This is a genomic window from Thalassotalea psychrophila (assembly GCF_031583595.1).
Lineage (GTDB): Bacteria > Pseudomonadota > Gammaproteobacteria > Enterobacterales > Alteromonadaceae > Thalassotalea_A > Thalassotalea_A psychrophila.
Map to the genome: position 1 here is coordinate 3662506 of NZ_CP134145.1, position 15043 is coordinate 3677548.

Genomic DNA, 15043 nt, shown 5'->3' on the forward strand with positions numbered 1-15043 from the left:
TTGATAATTGCTGCTTGTACTAACTTTAACAGTGCTAATTTTCAAGGTTGTATGGAGTAATTTGATAAACATAATAATTCAGCCAATTGCTAAATAATAAACAGCCATGGCTACGCCATTTATTTTTAGGGGCCAAACTCACATCGTCAAATTTAAAATAATTTTCAGGTATGAAAGTTTCAACACCGGCTTTTATATCCCTTTGGTATTCATCAGCTAATGTACAAGCATCGTATTCAGGATGCCCTGTTACAAATACATGTTTTTTATCTTTTGTAGCAACCAGATATACCCCCGCCTGTTCTGATTCCGCTAGAACATTTAGTTCGTTTACGCTTTGGTAAATTGTTCTATCAATTTCACCGTAGCGTGAATGAGGAACAGAAAACTCTTCTTCATAACCTCGAGTTAGCGGTTCCATAGAATCTAATGTTTGATGTCGGTACACACCGGAAAGCTTTTTGGTGCGTAATTTTCTATTTAAACCATAGCGGTAGTATAGCGCAGCATGCGCCGCCCAACATGAATACATAGTTGATGTGACATTTGTTTGAGACCATTCAAAAACTTCTACTATTTTGTCCCAATAAGAAACATCTTCGTAACTAAGCTGACCTAAAGGCGCACCAGTTACGATTAAACCATCGTAGTGTTTATGCTTTATATCATCGAATAAGCAATAAAACTCATCCAAATGCTCTTTCGGTGTATTTTTAGATTCATTTAAGTGCAAACGGACAAATTCAATATTTATTTGTAACGGTGTATTTGACAGCATGCGCAATATTTGAATTTCAGCCTCAATTTTATTTGGCATTAAATTTAATATTGCTACTTGCATAGGTCGAATTTCTTGATTAACAGCCCTATTTTCAGACATGACAAATATGTTCTCATTAGCGAGAACTGCCAGGGCTGGTAATTGATCAGGGATTTTAATCGGCATTAGATTTAACCTAAAGTAGAGCAAAAACTTAATACTACCCAACCAAATAGAAATGTCAACATCTAAACGTATAGACGTCTAAATAAACTATAGATATTATTTTAATTCTCAAGATTCAGTATAATATCCACAAGTACAAACTTATTGCCATCCATGGCAGTTTGCATTTCATCATCCATGAAGTAAAAAAAAACCGCTCAATGAGCGGTTTAATAAGTAATGATTTATTGAATATTATTCAACTTCAGCAACAACTTCTTCTTCTGAATCTTTAGCTGTAGTTAGTAATAGACCACGCAATTTAGCTTCTAATTCTGTTGCCATAGCAGTGTTTTCTGCAAGATACTTGGTTGCATTAGCTTTACCTTGACCGATACGTTCGCCCATACAGCTGTACCATGCTCCAGCTTTTTCAACCATTTTATGTTTAACACCTAAGTCGATTAGCTCACCTAAACTGTTAATACCTTGGCCGTATAAAATTTGGAATTCAGCCTGTTTAAACGGAGGAGCAATTTTGTTTTTAACAACTTTAACACGGGTTTCATTACCGGTAATTTCATCCCCTTCTTTAACCGCGCCAATACGACGAATATCTAGACGAACAGATGCATAAAACTTAAGCGCATTACCACCTGTAGTTGTTTCCGGGTTACCAAACATTACACCAATTTTCATACGGATTTGGTTGATAAAGATAAGCATAGTATTAGATTGCTTAAGGTTACCTGTAAGCTTACGCATTGCTTGTGACAACATACGAGCCTGTAGACCCATGTGACTGTCACCCATGTCGCCTTCAATTTCAGCTTTAGGAGTTAAAGCAGCAACAGAATCGACTACAATTACGTCTACCGCACCAGAACGACTTAACATATCAACAATTTCTAAAGCTTGTTCACCAGTATCTGGTTGTGACACTAATAACTCATTAATGTTTACGCCGAGTTTTTCAGCATAAATTGGGTCAAGAGCATGCTCGGCATCAACAAAAGCACATACTTTACCATTACGCTGTGCTTCAGCGATTACTTCTAAAGTAAGTGTCGTTTTACCACTAGATTCAGGACCATAGATTTCAACAACACGACCCATTGGCAAACCGCCAGCACCAAGAGCAACATCTAAAGCAAGTGAGCCGGTAGAAATAGTTTCTACGTTCATGCTTTGGTTATCTCCTAGTTTCATGATCGAACCTTTACCGAACTGACGTTCAATTTGACTTAGGGCTGCTGATAATGCCTTTTCTTTATTTGCGTCCATTAAAAATCTCCAATGTTTTTCTATTTATCCAGTAGTTATGGAATTAGTATACTGTATAATCGTACAGTATCAACCATTAATTAATATTTTTTTATCTAACGCCAAAAAAGCCAACATAACAATTTGATTTATAAGTAATTAAAACAAAAACTCCGTATCGATATTACTGTTACGTTTATTAAAATAAATATTTAAACAGTACTTAAACTTTAAATTCTAATTTTTTATACAGTGGTTTTAACGGGTAGTTATATTGGTATTAATTGATATCTTGCTTTGCGCTTCGAGTAATAATATTTTACCATCCATATATACTATGAATCACGGCCTATTTTATCTATTTTTCAATTAATTTGCCGTTCTCAGAATAACTTTAATAAATACAAAAGCTAATAAATGACAGACGATCTTTTCGCGCAATCAAATCATACTCCGATGATGCGTCAGGGTGTTAAAGCCTCCATATAGAGCCTTAAAGCCGGCTACATAAAAAACCCACACCCCAACCTACACTAAAAACCAAATTATTCGCTAATGTCACAATATTATAGCCAGTAAGTGTTTTATTCATTTTAGTGATGGTCTATTGATTGGTTTGAAGTTGTTAAGGTTGATACTCTGAGGGTCTGCTTCAGCCATAAGCGGAAGTAGAGCAATCAATAACTTAGTTCAGGTTATGCCACATTGCCGACGGTTTGGTTTGGCCTATGGATATGCAGGCTTCGCATAAACAACGACTCAGATCTTTCGGAAGAATTTAAGTCGATTTCTCCTAAGCAGACGTTCGAAACATCCAAATCCTAGTTTCTTGGCTTATTCGGTTTCGATCTTAAAACAAGGTGTGTTTGAGGGCGGGATACCAGGCTTGATCCGTCCCTTCAGTGCCAATAACAGCCCATTAGCATTTGCTAATGTTCGATATTTACGTGCCTATAAGTAGCCGAAAGAATTGCGACGCTAAATACTCCAATAAAAGTAAAAGCCACCCAATCTAGCAATAACAATAGAATGGAATCTACATAATAAAATTCCGAAAATAAAACATATATAGCTTCCGTTATTAATACAACAAACAGCATACTCAAAAACATCGCGCCTCTAGAACCTTTGGATAAGCTCAATGCGTGAGAAAGTGAAATTTCATTTTTAATCGCAATATGTGGTAAAGCTAATCCCCAGAAAGAGAGTACAACAATGAAACATAACTCCGTCGAAAATTTTAACGCTTTATAAATAACTCTAAGCGTATCTTCTGAGTAACCATCTAAAGCTAAAGAATAAGCCCAATCACTTGAAATCCAATAGAAAGCGAAAGGAAAAAGATAGGTTATTAATATAGCTAACATGTATTTAAATTCTGTTAAGCCTAGTTTTATCCCCAACCTTGGAAAGTTTCCATGCTTATTAACAATCAATGCTCGGTGGATAGTAATAGCTACGTTAGCGTAAATTAAAAATATAAGGACATTGGTTAATAAATACAGAAATCCTAATGCTGATTTTGCATGTGGTACGTAGTCGGGCAATAAATATAGCTCTAGAATAGCTAAAAACGTAAGAGGAACTAGAAGGTATTTTATTAGGGTGCTCTTATGTGTCTTTAATAGATTAATTGTGCCATCTAGAATTACTTTGGTATTTAGGTGGTTTAGTTGCATTTAAATCCCTTTAACCTGTATTGAAAGACTATATATCGCTCTCAGGAGACCTTAACCTTTTCAAGATGTTAAGGTCAAATTTGTGACTATTAATTTTATCTAAATTTATCTCATTAACTCGTGTAATTTATAACTTCGCATTGGACCACACATTATAATCCCACCGCTTTTGGTAGGTGGAAACTCATAACTAGTAGTTAAAAGTATATTCTTTATTTGAGTTCTATCTGCATAAAGATATCCAACGCTATACCCGTTTAAATCTACTTCATTGTACATTTCTTCATCGTCTTTCAAGACTTCATCAAGCTCGACCGACGTTTGCAGGATTAGCTCTTCGTTTTCAAAAAATGATACTCGAAGTTTTGTTGCGGTTGCCCCTTCAATTATTGTTGGGACAAATACAGCTATACCATCTACTTTTTCAGTAGCAGAAGATTGCAATACCTTAGAAAAAGCAGGAAGTTCCTCAAGTTGCTTACTCGATGAACAGGCAATTACTGATGTTGATAGAAGCATTAATATTAATGCGAAATATTTCATATTATTCTTATTGTAACAGGCGGGTTATCGCTCAAATTAGTCTAATGGACATAACTTATAAATTCATGAATTCATCGACATTAGCATTACAGGATGTAAACAACTCTTCGTTATTAAGGGCAGACAAATCACCACAGATAACAGAATAGCCATTCTTTGTAATTTCATCCTTTATAGATGATGTATTATCGTTAAATATTTCATAGAAAGGATTTATATAGGGTGCTAATGGTGAAAGCTGCTCGCCATATTTTACACGACTTGATACAGCTAAACGGACACTGGAACTATGGAACCGCTTACAGGCAGTAGATGCGCTGTCTTTACAGAGTATCAAGCTTGCCTTACCTTTTAATACGTGTTCCATCGTAGCTACATCATTCCCACCTTGGTGATAACCGAAGGTATAACTAAACAAAGAAACTGCTAAAGCTAATGTTGTAATGATAAACGTTTTCATATTAATCCTTTAATTTATTTTTATTTTTTTACTTCCGCTTGTCGCTCTTAACAGACCTTGAGTCGTGTTAATTATTTGTAAACATACAATACATGATGTTATTGTAATTACACAAGTTTTTTGTGGTCGTCACTGACCGCTTAGAGCGATAAGCGGAAGTTAAAAAACTTGCAAGATATTTCGCAATTTGGATGTATGCATACTAGATAAGCTCAGCTTATAAGCTAAACTCTATACATGCTGATAGCAGTACATTAGCGTAATGTAACAATATTTGTGTAAGTCTCTTTATAAGGTAATTTTATGAATCTAAGAAAATCCGTATTAACACTCAGTTTACTCGCATTGACTCAAGTCGCATGTTCAAGTACAGAAAATGAATCTATTAGTAGTGTAAACAGCCTTTCTGTTCCAGAGAATATTACCACGCCAAACATTGTAAGAACTCAAGCCGTTGGTGATTTAAATTTTACAGATGGTTACCCGTCCGATGAAACCATGAGTAAGGTGCAACGCTACATGTTTGTACAGCGTGCTGTTAATGCGTTTGTCGATGGTATTCCAATTAGTTCAATGCATGCCATGCTAGAAGGTGGTAAGTCTCTTGGTGGAAAAGCTAATCAATCGGTACTTATCAGTGAAAGTTTAATAGATAAAAATAGTTTATGGCTTACTCCAAATTCAACAACACCTTATATCTCTATTGAAGTAGATGTAAAAAATGGTCCTGTTGTTTTAGATATAAACAGCGCAGTTTTAGGGCTGGTCGATGATGCTTTTTTCAAATATGTCGGTGATATTGGTTTAGGCAACCCAAAAGATAAAGGCAAAGGTGGTAAATATTTATTAGTACATGACAGCTTTGAAGGTGAAATACCTAGTGGCTTTATTGTACTGAAAACGCCAACTTATCGAAACTGGGTGCCAATGCGTTTAAATAGCACAAAAGATGTAAAACAGTTTAAAGATACGTTTAAAATGCATCCGTTAGGACAAGAGCCTAAGATGGACTTCATCGATTTTAGTAGCGTGAAATATAATACGATTCACGCTAACAACGAAGACTTTTATCGCGAACTAAATGCAGTCATTCAGTACGAGCCTATTACCGCAGGCGACTCACACTACCGAGGTTTAATTGCAGAAATCGGTATTGAGAAAGGAAAAGAATTTAACCCGCAAGGAGAGCAACTAGCAGCATTAAAAGAAGCCGCTGGTATTGCTAATGTTCATGCTCGTAATGAAGCGTTCCGCCCTACCAATAAAGACGTTTATTTTTATGGTGACGATCGAAACTGGTTTTTACCGTTTGGTAGCACCATGTCTCACGAGTTTACCAAAGACGGCAAAGTATTTATTGATGATAAAACAGCCTTTCATTACATAGCGACAGGTATCACGCCATTAATGACAGCACAATTTGATGGTGCGGGAAGCTCTTATCTTGTTACTACGCAAGACGAAAAAGGCGCAGCCCTAGACGGTAATGAAACCTATACTATTACCTTACCACCTACCCCACCAATGAAACGTTTTTGGAGCTTTATGGTATACGACAACCAAACTCGTAGCATCTTGCCGACAGAGCAGCGTTCAGGTGGATTTGATAGCACAGGTGAAGTTGCAAAAAATCAAGACGGCTCAGTAACAGTCACCTTTTCACCTACTAAGCCAGAAGGCAAAGTAAATTGGGTGCAGACACTATCAAATAAAGGTTTTTTCGTGATGTTTAGAATGTACTCTCCAACTCAAGAGTGGCATGACCGAAAATACATGATAGGCGATTTAATCAAACAGTAAAAATGAGACGCCATGAAGGTCAATTTACTTTCATGGCTGACTCAATATAGAGCAATAATCACTCTATTTGAGCTTAAAAGACTATACTTGGCACTGAACGACCGGATCAAGCCTGACATTTTGCTTTCCTTTTTAGAACCAAATCGAATAACGGGAAAGCCGGAACTTAAAAGTTTCAAACGTCTGCTTTCTGGAATCTCCTATAGTTTCCATCGTAAGCCAGTATTAAGATTTTAAGTGGACCTTGAAGAACAATAGCCCAAACCAAACCGTCAGCAAAGTGGCATAAATTGACTACAGTATTGAATCGCAACCCGTCCGCTGCTCGCTCTATGGAGACATTAACCTTTTCAATAAGTTAATGTCAACTTTGCAGCATTAACTTGATAATCTATATCAAGTAGGGATAGCATAGTTAAAGTTTTACGCAACTAATTTAGCTAATAAAGCGTTTTTTGATCAATCAATAATACGGATAAGTAATGACTAGCAAACTTACAATAGGTACATCAGGAAGGATACTAAAGTTTTATCGACTCATAGAGGGGATGACGTCGGACTATATAAACAATGCTGTAATAGAGTACGAACTTAAAGATGGGTTAATCGAAAGTTATGGGCCCTCAACAGGCTTTGACTTAAAGATCGAAGGTAAATTTTACCCACCAAAAGCGATATTGGGTCTGGCCGTTAGTAATTACTTAGGCGAACCTATCCTTGCAAGTCACTTTAGTGGTGGTAAAGGCTCTGATTGTTTCAGGCTGCTTGAATTATTAGATTACGAGATTGTAGATAAATATCTTACCAAAGCCAGGGAAGAGTTGATCACCTATGCTGAATATTCACGACTAGACTTACATAATATTTTTGATGCTGATTCAAATTTCACTGTTGGTTCTGGTAAGTGGGGCTTACAAGGTATTGTAAGATTGAACCCTAGTTTAGGTGATTTTGCTTTTTTAGTAACATTGAAAGGGTCGAATGTTTATCATGATAAATTGAGCAAAGATGGATATTTGTTCTGGTTGTCACAATCAAAGCAAAAATTATCTGATCCAATGATAAAACATTTTATAAATTTTGATCATCATAATAATCATATCTTGTTATTTTCTCGACCTACCGAAGATGATGACTATACATTTTTTGGTAAAGTCAGGTTTGACAGCTATGACCCCAAGAGCAGCGAGCCCGTTAATATAAATTGGGAGTTGGAGAATAAATACTTTCCCAATAGAGTACTTGAAAAATTTGATAGTTACTTGAGCGAGCCCTTTGTAGGTAAAGTTCTCCCTAAGTTAGTTCCTGTAGAGGATGATAAGCAAAGGCCTAAAGCTACCAAACCTAAAACGTCAAAGAAGAGGGCTAAGCCCAATAAAGTAGATTGGGAAGCTAAATGGTTAAGACAAAATGAAATAGGCATGCTTGGTGAGGCTCTTATATTGGAGTTTGAGCGTCACCGTTTGATTGAAGCCGGCTGCGAGGACTTAGCTAATAAAATCCAATACATAGCATCTGTTGATGACTCTGCTGGGTACGATATACTTTCTTTCGATCACAGTACTAGTAACCCTATTCAGATTGAAGTTAAAACAACAACAGGTAGTTTGTATTCGGATTTTTATATAACGGACAATGAAGTTGAAAAAGCCAAAGAGTATGGTTCTAGTTATTGGATTTATAGAGTCTACAATCTTGAATACAAGAGTGGTAGTAAAGTTAGACGCATACAAGCACCATTTGATGAAAAGCTAACTTTAAAGCCTCAAACCTATAAAGCGAAGCTTATATAGTTATAACCAATATGTGTGCTTTGCCTTTAGCTTCAATTGAGTGCCAAACATGCGAGCTTTCTTTCGTTCAAGAATGAGTAGCTCATCTTCTGGGCATTCACTATTCATCGCTACATGTGCTTCAGCTTGCTTTAAACTTCCGAAGTGACAGATTATCTTATCTAGGCTAGATGACTTCACAAATGGCTCTGAATTGCCGTTTACGAGTGATATCCATGTTTGTACTAAAGTCACGGGGACTTTGATTGGCTTATCCATAAGAGCTTGTCCTTTATGTTTACGGAGCCTTAAGCCTAGCAGAATGCTTGTAACTATCAAATTAGGCCAAGTGGAGTTGGTGTGTTATGTTTTAATCATCAAAAATGGATAAGTGATAGAGCATGGATCCAAATAATAATGTGACCCCTGACGTAACAGAAAAACCTAAATACGAACCGGTACCTATATTCGTTACATATGCCCGCCCAAGCAGCCCAAACTATAAACCTGAATCGTTGATAGAGAAGTTCAAGCGTATATATTCAATCAAGATTTGGTTGTTCATTAAGAAGATCAAACGTAAGATCTTGAGGCTGATTAGCTAACCTAGCCGGCTTAAGGTCAATCGTAGACCAAACGGGTTGGACTGTTGTCGAGTGCCACATTGCTGCATATTTTCTATATTAAAAAGATTGTATACGGATTAGCTTTTTTATCGATAACGCTTTGTTAATTTTCACTATGAGTTTACGAATGAACTTTAGCAACTTGTATTCGTTACCATGCTTCACTTTCGTTTGGGACTAGATCAATTAGATCGATCTCGAGCGTCCCTTGTTCAGAATTACCTGATGCCTCCAATTGCGCTCTAACAGGGGCTGTGGAAGTTCCATCCCTTGGAATAACAAGGATACTGTATTGATGACTCATAGAGTTAAAGAAACTCTGCAAATTCAACTCTAGGGAAGTTCCGCAAATGAAAAGAACATCCCAAAGACGTGCATTTTGCTCTTGAAAACCTTGTTCATCAGTGTTTTTTTGCTCCCAATGCACACATAAATTCCACAACTTCTGTGTTAAAAAGACGGGCGCGCCTATTGTGTTGAAGCCATAACCTACATCCGCTGCAGTTTCTGACACATCAATGAGCTCTGAATCCATGATCGATATTATCCTTTTGGTGAAAACGCATCACGCTCAAATAACGAGCTATGAAATAGTTGGCTAAAGTTATCGACTAAGGAGCAAAAACCAACTGTTTTTTGTCCTTTTGAATGACCTGTTAGGCCTTTTTGAAACGCTTAGCTTTGGCAATGCTTGGCATAGCTAGTTGTCTATATGCAACTGTTACATCTTGAAGTTTTATGCCGAATTCTTTTACTTCTTCGTTAGACCAATTATCAGGGTTTAACCAGTATTCTGATTTGTGTTCACAAGCCATAGCTAGCTCTTCATCAATATGCCTTATTGGTATTGCCGCTGCGCCCCAATATTTAACTAATTGAGCTTCTGTTTCTTGATTTCGTTCAGAGCCAGAATCAAGAGAGCGATAATATATTTTTGTTTCTTGAAGTGCAGTTGATATTGCTCGTAAAGCGCTATCTTTCAATTCACGTTTTTCTTTAGATAAAGTAGCAATAGGCCCCATTAGAGCGATTAATTTTGTTACTAAAAACTCAAGCACTGAATTCTCCTTAAAATGCCTAACACCCATTTAAGGGGGTGATAATAGTTTGCTAAAATGTGTACCGAAGCGAAACAGAGCAAACTGTTAGCAGTCCCGCTTTAAACTATTGTTAGGTTTATATTTGCAACCCAAGCTTTAATTACTATATCTAAAGGGTTAACGGTAAAAAGTATAGCTGCCAAACGGTGATTACCATCCATTACACTAAAACCATCATTTATCCTTGTAAGAATTATAGGCGTCGGAATATTTCCATGCTCTTTTATATAGGAAACACATGACTGAAATCTCTCTTTGGTATTTTCTACATTAGCGGTGTCGGTTAGTTTGCCATAAGCGGCATTACCAACAATAGCCGTGGCCATAGAAATACTGCCATTTGTAAATTTACTTTGAGGCAAATTAATATCGATTAATTCCCACGTACAATCAATCCATTGCCGCAAGGTGAAATCAATGCCTAATACATAGCGCCAATTAGTGGCCTGTAAATCATCTTCAACAGTTTTGAATGGCCATCCTTTACCTTCAATTAATGGTGCTAACCATATTTCAAAAACCTCATCAGGCATATTTGGAAAAAACTCACGAGGCTTCATTTTAAACCTAAAGCCAAGCTAAGGAGCGAAGTGCGCAGCACTTTGTCCAGCTTGCGTGTTTTGTTAGGCCTAGTGCGGAAATATGTTGTCATTAAAATTTGCTGCTTTAGCCTGATTTATAACATTTAGTGCTGCAGGGGTAACTTGATACTGCCCCGTAGCAGCATCGAAGTTTACCATGAGATTATCAGTTAGATAGCCCGCCCACGACTCAAAAGGATAGTTTGTACCCTCCGGCGCACTAGCCACAAATTGGTTATAGAACGCCACAGCTTGCGTAGGTGTTAGTGGACTATCTTGCAGAGCTTTAAGAAACCGGAACTGGCTACCAAAAATAGTGTTACTGACATACTTTAAGAAGAAGTGACTGGCTAAGTTGGCTGCATCTTGGTTTTGCGCAGAAAGTTGCTGCATATGTGCACGCATTCCCTCAATCTGCTCTGGTGTGGCAGGTGTGCCTGTACTTTGATTAAGCTCTACTGCTGCCCCACCTGCGGAGACACTTTTGATGCGGCCTATTGCTTCGACAAGTTTATGCATGACGCTACGAATACCGTCACTAAAAATGGCGCATAAAAGTAGCACCACACCCCAAGGTATCATTGTTTCGGAAAATCTAATGAAGTGTTCTGCTTCGGAGGGATGAAGGACAACCAATGCAAGAGGAAGTCCAAGCAAACCAAGAAGCATTGTGTACAAAATAAATTCGACGATTATTGTTAATATTTTCATAGTTCGATTCTTTTGTGGGCCTAACGCCTTACTAAGCGGCGCGAAATAGTTGGCTAAATTTTCCGAGGAACGAGCACGAGCCAACTGTTTAGCATACGTTTGAGTAACTTATACATAGGCTTGCTATAAGTAATTAATTGGCCTTGGTGATTTATAATTTAAGTCGCGGTTTGCACATCTGCAACTTAAACAATTCCATGGTTTAGTTCCGCCACCTTGTAGCCGAATTAATTGTTGTTCTTTATCGTAGCATTTCTGACAAAAAGGTCCGTCCTTTTGATCATCGACTTTTACAAAATAATATGGCTTTTCCCAAATCACTGCTTTTTTTGTAGCTAATTGATTAACCAATTCGGTGATTTTTTGCTCTTTATCAAACAATAGTGCTTGCACATCGGCAAGGTCAATTTTTGCATCAGCTAAAGCACTAATTAATTCAGCAAATTGTAATTTTACTTCTGCCTTTTCAAGGGAAGTGCCACTATTTTTTATTAACCTAGCTATATCTGCAGCAGTTTTTATGCTCCCTAGGGCTGCGCCGATCATTGCTATATCAGTCATGTTATCTCCTTATGTACAATAGTTTTATTAAGTGGAAAAATGTATGGAAGACGGAATTATTACACCTATCAACAAAGTTTATTTTGTCTACAGCAAGCTTGAAGTAAGTGACCCAAGATTAGTCTAAGTGGAAGTTAACTATCTGCTAACGTAAGCTTATCCTACTGATATTGAGGGTATTGTCAATGACCCCAGATAGTATTGGTAGCCACATTAAAAGACTAATAATTAAAGCGAACACAGCCAATGTAATGGCTCTTCAACTTGATCTTAGTGCATCATTAATCATCATCCCTTGGCAATGGTGAGTCGTTTGTACTTTCACCGGCCTCTTTCGATATTTCAGCAATCAAGTTGGTGATAGTCATTGCTCCACCAATCTCGGACTTATCAACAAACAAGGCCAGCATTTTACCTAATTGCTCTTGGATTCGTATTGCTGCACCTAAATCTGTTTCTTTAACTTGCGCTTCTATAAATTCACCATTGAATGATGCAACTTTATGCACTTGTCCATCGCCAAACGCCAATTCAAGCAACTTAAACTGGTTTCGTAACCAATCTTGCTTGGTATAACTTAACTCTTCGAATGCTTTTGCTGATGAACTCTCAAGCAATGACTTGTAGTAAGTCTTAACGGGTACATTTCGCATACATCGTTTTGCTGCGTTATTAATAGTTTGTTGTGTTGAGTTATCGCATTTATAGCCTGCTAACTCATATGCCTCGGATTGTATTTTACCCTTGGCGCATAACTCAGCAAATAACTTTTGTTTTGGGTTAAGTTTAGTTGCCAGGTTAATTGAATCGGTCATCAGTTTTATTCCCTGTGTTGTGTTCGTTGAATTGAGTTCGCATACATCGCTTTGTAGCTTAAAATTGAGACATTTCAATTGCATCCGCCCGGACCCTAGTCCCAAACGGTTCATCTTCGATTAGGTTTTCAGTATTTGAGGCTAGGAACCAGCTTAGGTTTACTTGTTTGCTTTTTCGGGCAACATTTCTCTCTTCGTATCTAAATTGAAGATACTTAACAAAATCGTTCATTGAATCAAAGTTATACATGAAGTCATCTAAAGCAGATAATGTTTCAATAATGGAATCGTTTGGCGTAGGACCAATGTTTACATTAGCGACATCGAGTGACCACTTATGCGCAGTCTCATATAGCTTAATAGCAAACTCAATGTCACCTTTAGAAACCCCATGACCTAATAAATTTGTGGTTATCTCGCTTAACACTTGTGCTTGCCTAATAATATTTACCGATGCCACAGATGATAATCTGTGTTGAGACCGGTGTTCTTGTTCTTTACTTAATGTTCTTTCTTTAATGTTATTTACTTGTGCCATTTTGTCTATAGAGCTCGAGACAAAATGCCTATAGGGCTCAGGACATTTTGTCTCTAGCCTATTAAGGAATAATTTAACCTTATTTGGGTTCAGATATATCACTCTTTCTCGGCCTCCTTTGCTATGAATGTACTTCGTTGTTCTTGATATTAACCCTTTGGCCTCAAGGTCTGATAAAGCTCTATCAACGGTTCTAACATTTATCCCTAGCTGTGCAGCAAAGCCTTTATTGCTTTTGAATATCTTATCTACGGCTTCGCTTAACGATACCAAGTCAGCAAATATCAACCTTTGGGCAAGCGGCCACTCGTTATAGGCTAGGAGCGTTTTGGGTATCCATAGACCTTTGTATTCGGTGTTTTTTTTGTTGTTCATGTGAGACCTTAGATATGCAAACGATACTGCAAAGTCGAATAGGATAAGCGTTGCATCAATGGCCTTAGTGTTAGCCACTGAGCTTTGCCAGCCAATTGTATTCGAAAAAATATCACTTACCTTTCGGTTCGTATATTGACGGAAAGTCTAGAAAGTCATCATGCTCTTTTCTAGCTTTGTTATATGCGGTTATAGCATCATTTTCGTTTCGGAAGCTTCCTAGGTGTTTGTCGCAAAACCTTGCAGTATAACTACCTTTTTTATTTGAGCTAACACCTGCACAGCCACTAGAATTATTTGTTTGCAATGGCCTTTTTATGTTGTTTGCCGACGGAGTAATAACTTGCAAGTTTGTAATTTTATTGTTTAAGCCGTTGCCAAAAATATGATCCACGTATAGCCCAAGAGGAATTTCACCATTAAAGTAAATCCATACAAGTTGATGCTCGGGATACTCAATACCTTTGATTTGTATATACCAATAACTATCTTTCTGTCGTCCTGTTCGAGTTCTCTTGACTGAACCATTTTTAACTTTTATCGAGTACAATTTCCCATCGAAATACTCGAACCTGTTCCTTATTTCTGCACTAAGAAGTGGTGGGGTCGGCTTAACTTTATCAATTCGATAATCAGCGACTTCCCTAATCCTTCTTGTGTGCAGATGCTTAATCCAATCATAAATTTCATAGTTACCACACACGGCCATTTGCTGCTTACTTAATGGACCTAAAATCAATGCATAGACGACGTCTAGCCAGCGATACTTTCGCTCTTTAATGACACAACAAAGTAATCCGTTTACACCTTTATATGCTTTAATTTCTTTGTCACTTGGTATAAGCAATAGTGCTTTGTCTCGAAGCCTTACTGTCCCACGTAAATTCTCGACGCCGGCGTAAGTTCTTATTAGGTTTTGACTCATAGATAGCCTTTTATTCGCCATGTTCTGATGTTATTATGGCGTTGTAGTATTGAAGCGGTTAGTCATCGCATTGTATAAATAGGTCGCTGTCTGGCGGCCTTTTTGCTTTCTGATTAGCTAGCTAATTTGATTAGCACTTATAAAACGGTCTATTTCACCCCTTGTGATGCGGACACAGCGGCCAACTTTAAATGCTTTTAGCTTTCCTGAACGGATTAAATTCCAAAGGTGAGTGCGGCTGATTAAAAGTTCGGCACGTGCATTTTCTAGGGTTAAAATTGATTGGTTCATCATGGCCTCATGTTGTTTGTATTTGTACACTGAGGGCATTATGAGGGGGTAAATTGATAAGATAAATTCAATTTTTTG

17 protein-coding genes are annotated in these 15043 nt (G+C 37.5%); 2 read left to right on the plus strand and 15 right to left on the minus strand.

Features of this window, described 5'->3' with window-relative positions; translation table 11 throughout:
* Positions 1 to 34: 34 nt before the first annotated feature.
* From metA to RGQ13_RS15095, 5 genes are all read right to left on the minus strand, one after another.
* The gene (gene metA, locus RGQ13_RS15075) at positions 35 to 946 is read right to left on the minus strand and encodes a homoserine O-acetyltransferase MetA (protein ID WP_348390567.1); all 912 of its coding nucleotides are present in this window, start codon (positions 944 to 946) and stop codon (positions 35 to 37) included.
* Positions 947 to 1180: 234 nt separating this feature from the next.
* Positions 1181 to 2209 carry a recombinase RecA gene (gene recA, locus RGQ13_RS15080; protein ID WP_348390568.1) on the minus strand — a complete coding sequence of 343 codons (1029 nt, stop codon included), beginning with the start codon at positions 2207 to 2209 and terminating at the stop codon, positions 1181 to 1183.
* A 908-nt stretch (positions 2210 to 3117) separates the two neighbouring features.
* A complete protein-coding gene (locus tag RGQ13_RS15085) occupies positions 3118 to 3867 on the minus strand; it encodes a hypothetical protein (protein WP_348390569.1) in 750 nt (249 codons plus the stop codon).
* Between the two features lie 105 nt (positions 3868 to 3972).
* A complete protein-coding gene (locus tag RGQ13_RS15090; protein WP_348390570.1) occupies positions 3973 to 4410 on the minus strand; it encodes a hypothetical protein in 438 nt (145 codons plus the stop codon).
* A gap of 55 nt (positions 4411 to 4465) precedes the next feature.
* Positions 4466 to 4870, minus strand: a complete 405-nt coding sequence (locus RGQ13_RS15095) for a hypothetical protein (RefSeq protein ID WP_348390571.1) — start codon at positions 4868 to 4870, stop codon at positions 4466 to 4468.
* A 303-nt stretch (positions 4871 to 5173) separates the two neighbouring features.
* Between RGQ13_RS15095 and RGQ13_RS15100 the strand changes: the two genes are divergently transcribed.
* Both RGQ13_RS15100 and RGQ13_RS15105 read left to right on the plus strand, forming a co-directional pair.
* Entirely contained in the window at positions 5174 to 6670 is a 1497-nt protein-coding gene (locus tag RGQ13_RS15100) for a DUF1254 domain-containing protein (protein WP_348390572.1), read from the plus strand.
* Between the two features lie 482 nt (positions 6671 to 7152).
* On the plus strand, positions 7153 to 8463 hold the full coding sequence (locus tag RGQ13_RS15105; protein ID WP_348390573.1) for a DUF3427 domain-containing protein: 1311 nt from the start codon (positions 7153 to 7155) through the stop codon (positions 8461 to 8463).
* Here RGQ13_RS15105 and RGQ13_RS15110 read toward each other — a convergent pair whose 3' ends face one another.
* The 10 genes from RGQ13_RS15110 to RGQ13_RS20175 form a co-directional block, all read right to left on the minus strand.
* On the minus strand, positions 8464 to 8721 hold the full coding sequence (locus tag RGQ13_RS15110) for a hypothetical protein (protein WP_348390574.1): 258 nt from the start codon (positions 8719 to 8721) through the stop codon (positions 8464 to 8466).
* Between the two features lie 498 nt (positions 8722 to 9219).
* Positions 9220 to 9603 carry a DUF6573 family protein gene (locus tag RGQ13_RS15115; RefSeq protein ID WP_348390575.1) on the minus strand — a complete coding sequence of 128 codons (384 nt, stop codon included), beginning with the start codon at positions 9601 to 9603 and terminating at the stop codon, positions 9220 to 9222.
* Positions 9604 to 9724: 121 nt separating this feature from the next.
* Positions 9725 to 10126 carry a hypothetical protein gene (locus tag RGQ13_RS15120; RefSeq protein WP_348390576.1) on the minus strand — a complete coding sequence of 134 codons (402 nt, stop codon included), beginning with the start codon at positions 10124 to 10126 and terminating at the stop codon, positions 9725 to 9727.
* 101 nt (positions 10127 to 10227) lie between these two features.
* Positions 10228 to 10728 (minus strand): ParB N-terminal domain-containing protein, encoded by a 501-nt coding sequence (locus RGQ13_RS15125; protein ID WP_348390577.1) that lies wholly within the window; start codon positions 10726 to 10728, stop codon positions 10228 to 10230.
* A gap of 69 nt (positions 10729 to 10797) precedes the next feature.
* Positions 10798 to 11460 (minus strand): hypothetical protein, encoded by a 663-nt coding sequence (locus RGQ13_RS15130; RefSeq protein ID WP_348390578.1) that lies wholly within the window; start codon positions 11458 to 11460, stop codon positions 10798 to 10800.
* Positions 11461 to 11583: 123 nt separating this feature from the next.
* Positions 11584 to 12021, minus strand: a complete 438-nt coding sequence (locus RGQ13_RS15135; RefSeq protein ID WP_348390579.1) for a hypothetical protein — start codon at positions 12019 to 12021, stop codon at positions 11584 to 11586.
* Between the two features lie 281 nt (positions 12022 to 12302).
* Positions 12303 to 12836, minus strand: coding sequence for a terminase small subunit (locus tag RGQ13_RS15140; protein WP_348390580.1), 534 nt, complete (start codon positions 12834 to 12836; stop codon positions 12303 to 12305).
* Positions 12837 to 12894: 58 nt separating this feature from the next.
* Positions 12895 to 13749, minus strand: a complete 855-nt coding sequence (locus RGQ13_RS15145; RefSeq protein WP_348390581.1) for a helix-turn-helix transcriptional regulator — start codon at positions 13747 to 13749, stop codon at positions 12895 to 12897.
* A 112-nt stretch (positions 13750 to 13861) separates the two neighbouring features.
* Positions 13862 to 14674, minus strand: a complete 813-nt coding sequence (locus RGQ13_RS15150; protein ID WP_348390582.1) for an HNH endonuclease signature motif containing protein — start codon at positions 14672 to 14674, stop codon at positions 13862 to 13864.
* A gap of 117 nt (positions 14675 to 14791) precedes the next feature.
* Positions 14792 to 15004 (minus strand): helix-turn-helix domain-containing protein, encoded by a 213-nt coding sequence (locus RGQ13_RS20175; protein ID WP_405054140.1) that lies wholly within the window; start codon positions 15002 to 15004, stop codon positions 14792 to 14794.
* Positions 15005 to 15043: the final 39 nt, after the last annotated feature.

Excerpts from the sequence above, each read along its gene's own strand:
- RGQ13_RS15150 (WP_348390582.1), bottom strand. The coding sequence starts at position 14,674 with ATGAGTCAAAACCTAATAAGAACTTACGCCGGCGTCGAGAATTTACGT.
- RGQ13_RS15115 (WP_348390575.1), bottom strand. The coding sequence starts at position 9,603 with ATGGATTCAGAGCTCATTGATGTGTCAGAAACTGCAGCGGATGTAGGT.
- RGQ13_RS15140 (WP_348390580.1), bottom strand. The coding sequence starts at position 12,836 with ATGACCGATTCAATTAACCTGGCAACTAAACTTAACCCAAAACAAAAG.
- RGQ13_RS15095 (WP_348390571.1), bottom strand. The coding sequence starts at position 4,870 with ATGAAAACGTTTATCATTACAACATTAGCTTTAGCAGTTTCTTTGTTT.
- RGQ13_RS15110 (WP_348390574.1), bottom strand. The coding sequence starts at position 8,721 with ATGGATAAGCCAATCAAAGTCCCCGTGACTTTAGTACAAACATGGATA.
- RGQ13_RS15125 (WP_348390577.1), bottom strand. The coding sequence starts at position 10,728 with ATGAAGCCTCGTGAGTTTTTTCCAAATATGCCTGATGAGGTTTTTGAA.
- metA (WP_348390567.1), bottom strand. The coding sequence starts at position 946 with ATGCCGATTAAAATCCCTGATCAATTACCAGCCCTGGCAGTTCTCGCT.
- recA (WP_348390568.1), bottom strand. The coding sequence starts at position 2,209 with ATGGACGCAAATAAAGAAAAGGCATTATCAGCAGCCCTAAGTCAAATT.
- RGQ13_RS15100 (WP_348390572.1), top strand. The coding sequence starts at position 5,174 with ATGAATCTAAGAAAATCCGTATTAACACTCAGTTTACTCGCATTGACT.
- RGQ13_RS20175 (WP_405054140.1), bottom strand. The coding sequence starts at position 15,004 with ATGCCCTCAGTGTACAAATACAAACAACATGAGGCCATGATGAACCAA.
- RGQ13_RS15135 (WP_348390579.1), bottom strand. The coding sequence starts at position 12,021 with ATGACTGATATAGCAATGATCGGCGCAGCCCTAGGGAGCATAAAAACT.
- RGQ13_RS15090 (WP_348390570.1), bottom strand. The coding sequence starts at position 4,410 with ATGAAATATTTCGCATTAATATTAATGCTTCTATCAACATCAGTAATT.
- RGQ13_RS15085 (WP_348390569.1), bottom strand. The coding sequence starts at position 3,867 with ATGCAACTAAACCACCTAAATACCAAAGTAATTCTAGATGGCACAATT.
- RGQ13_RS15145 (WP_348390581.1), bottom strand. The coding sequence starts at position 13,749 with ATGAACAACAAAAAAAACACCGAATACAAAGGTCTATGGATACCCAAA.
- RGQ13_RS15105 (WP_348390573.1), top strand. The coding sequence starts at position 7,153 with ATGACTAGCAAACTTACAATAGGTACATCAGGAAGGATACTAAAGTTT.
- RGQ13_RS15130 (WP_348390578.1), bottom strand. The coding sequence starts at position 11,460 with ATGAAAATATTAACAATAATCGTCGAATTTATTTTGTACACAATGCTT.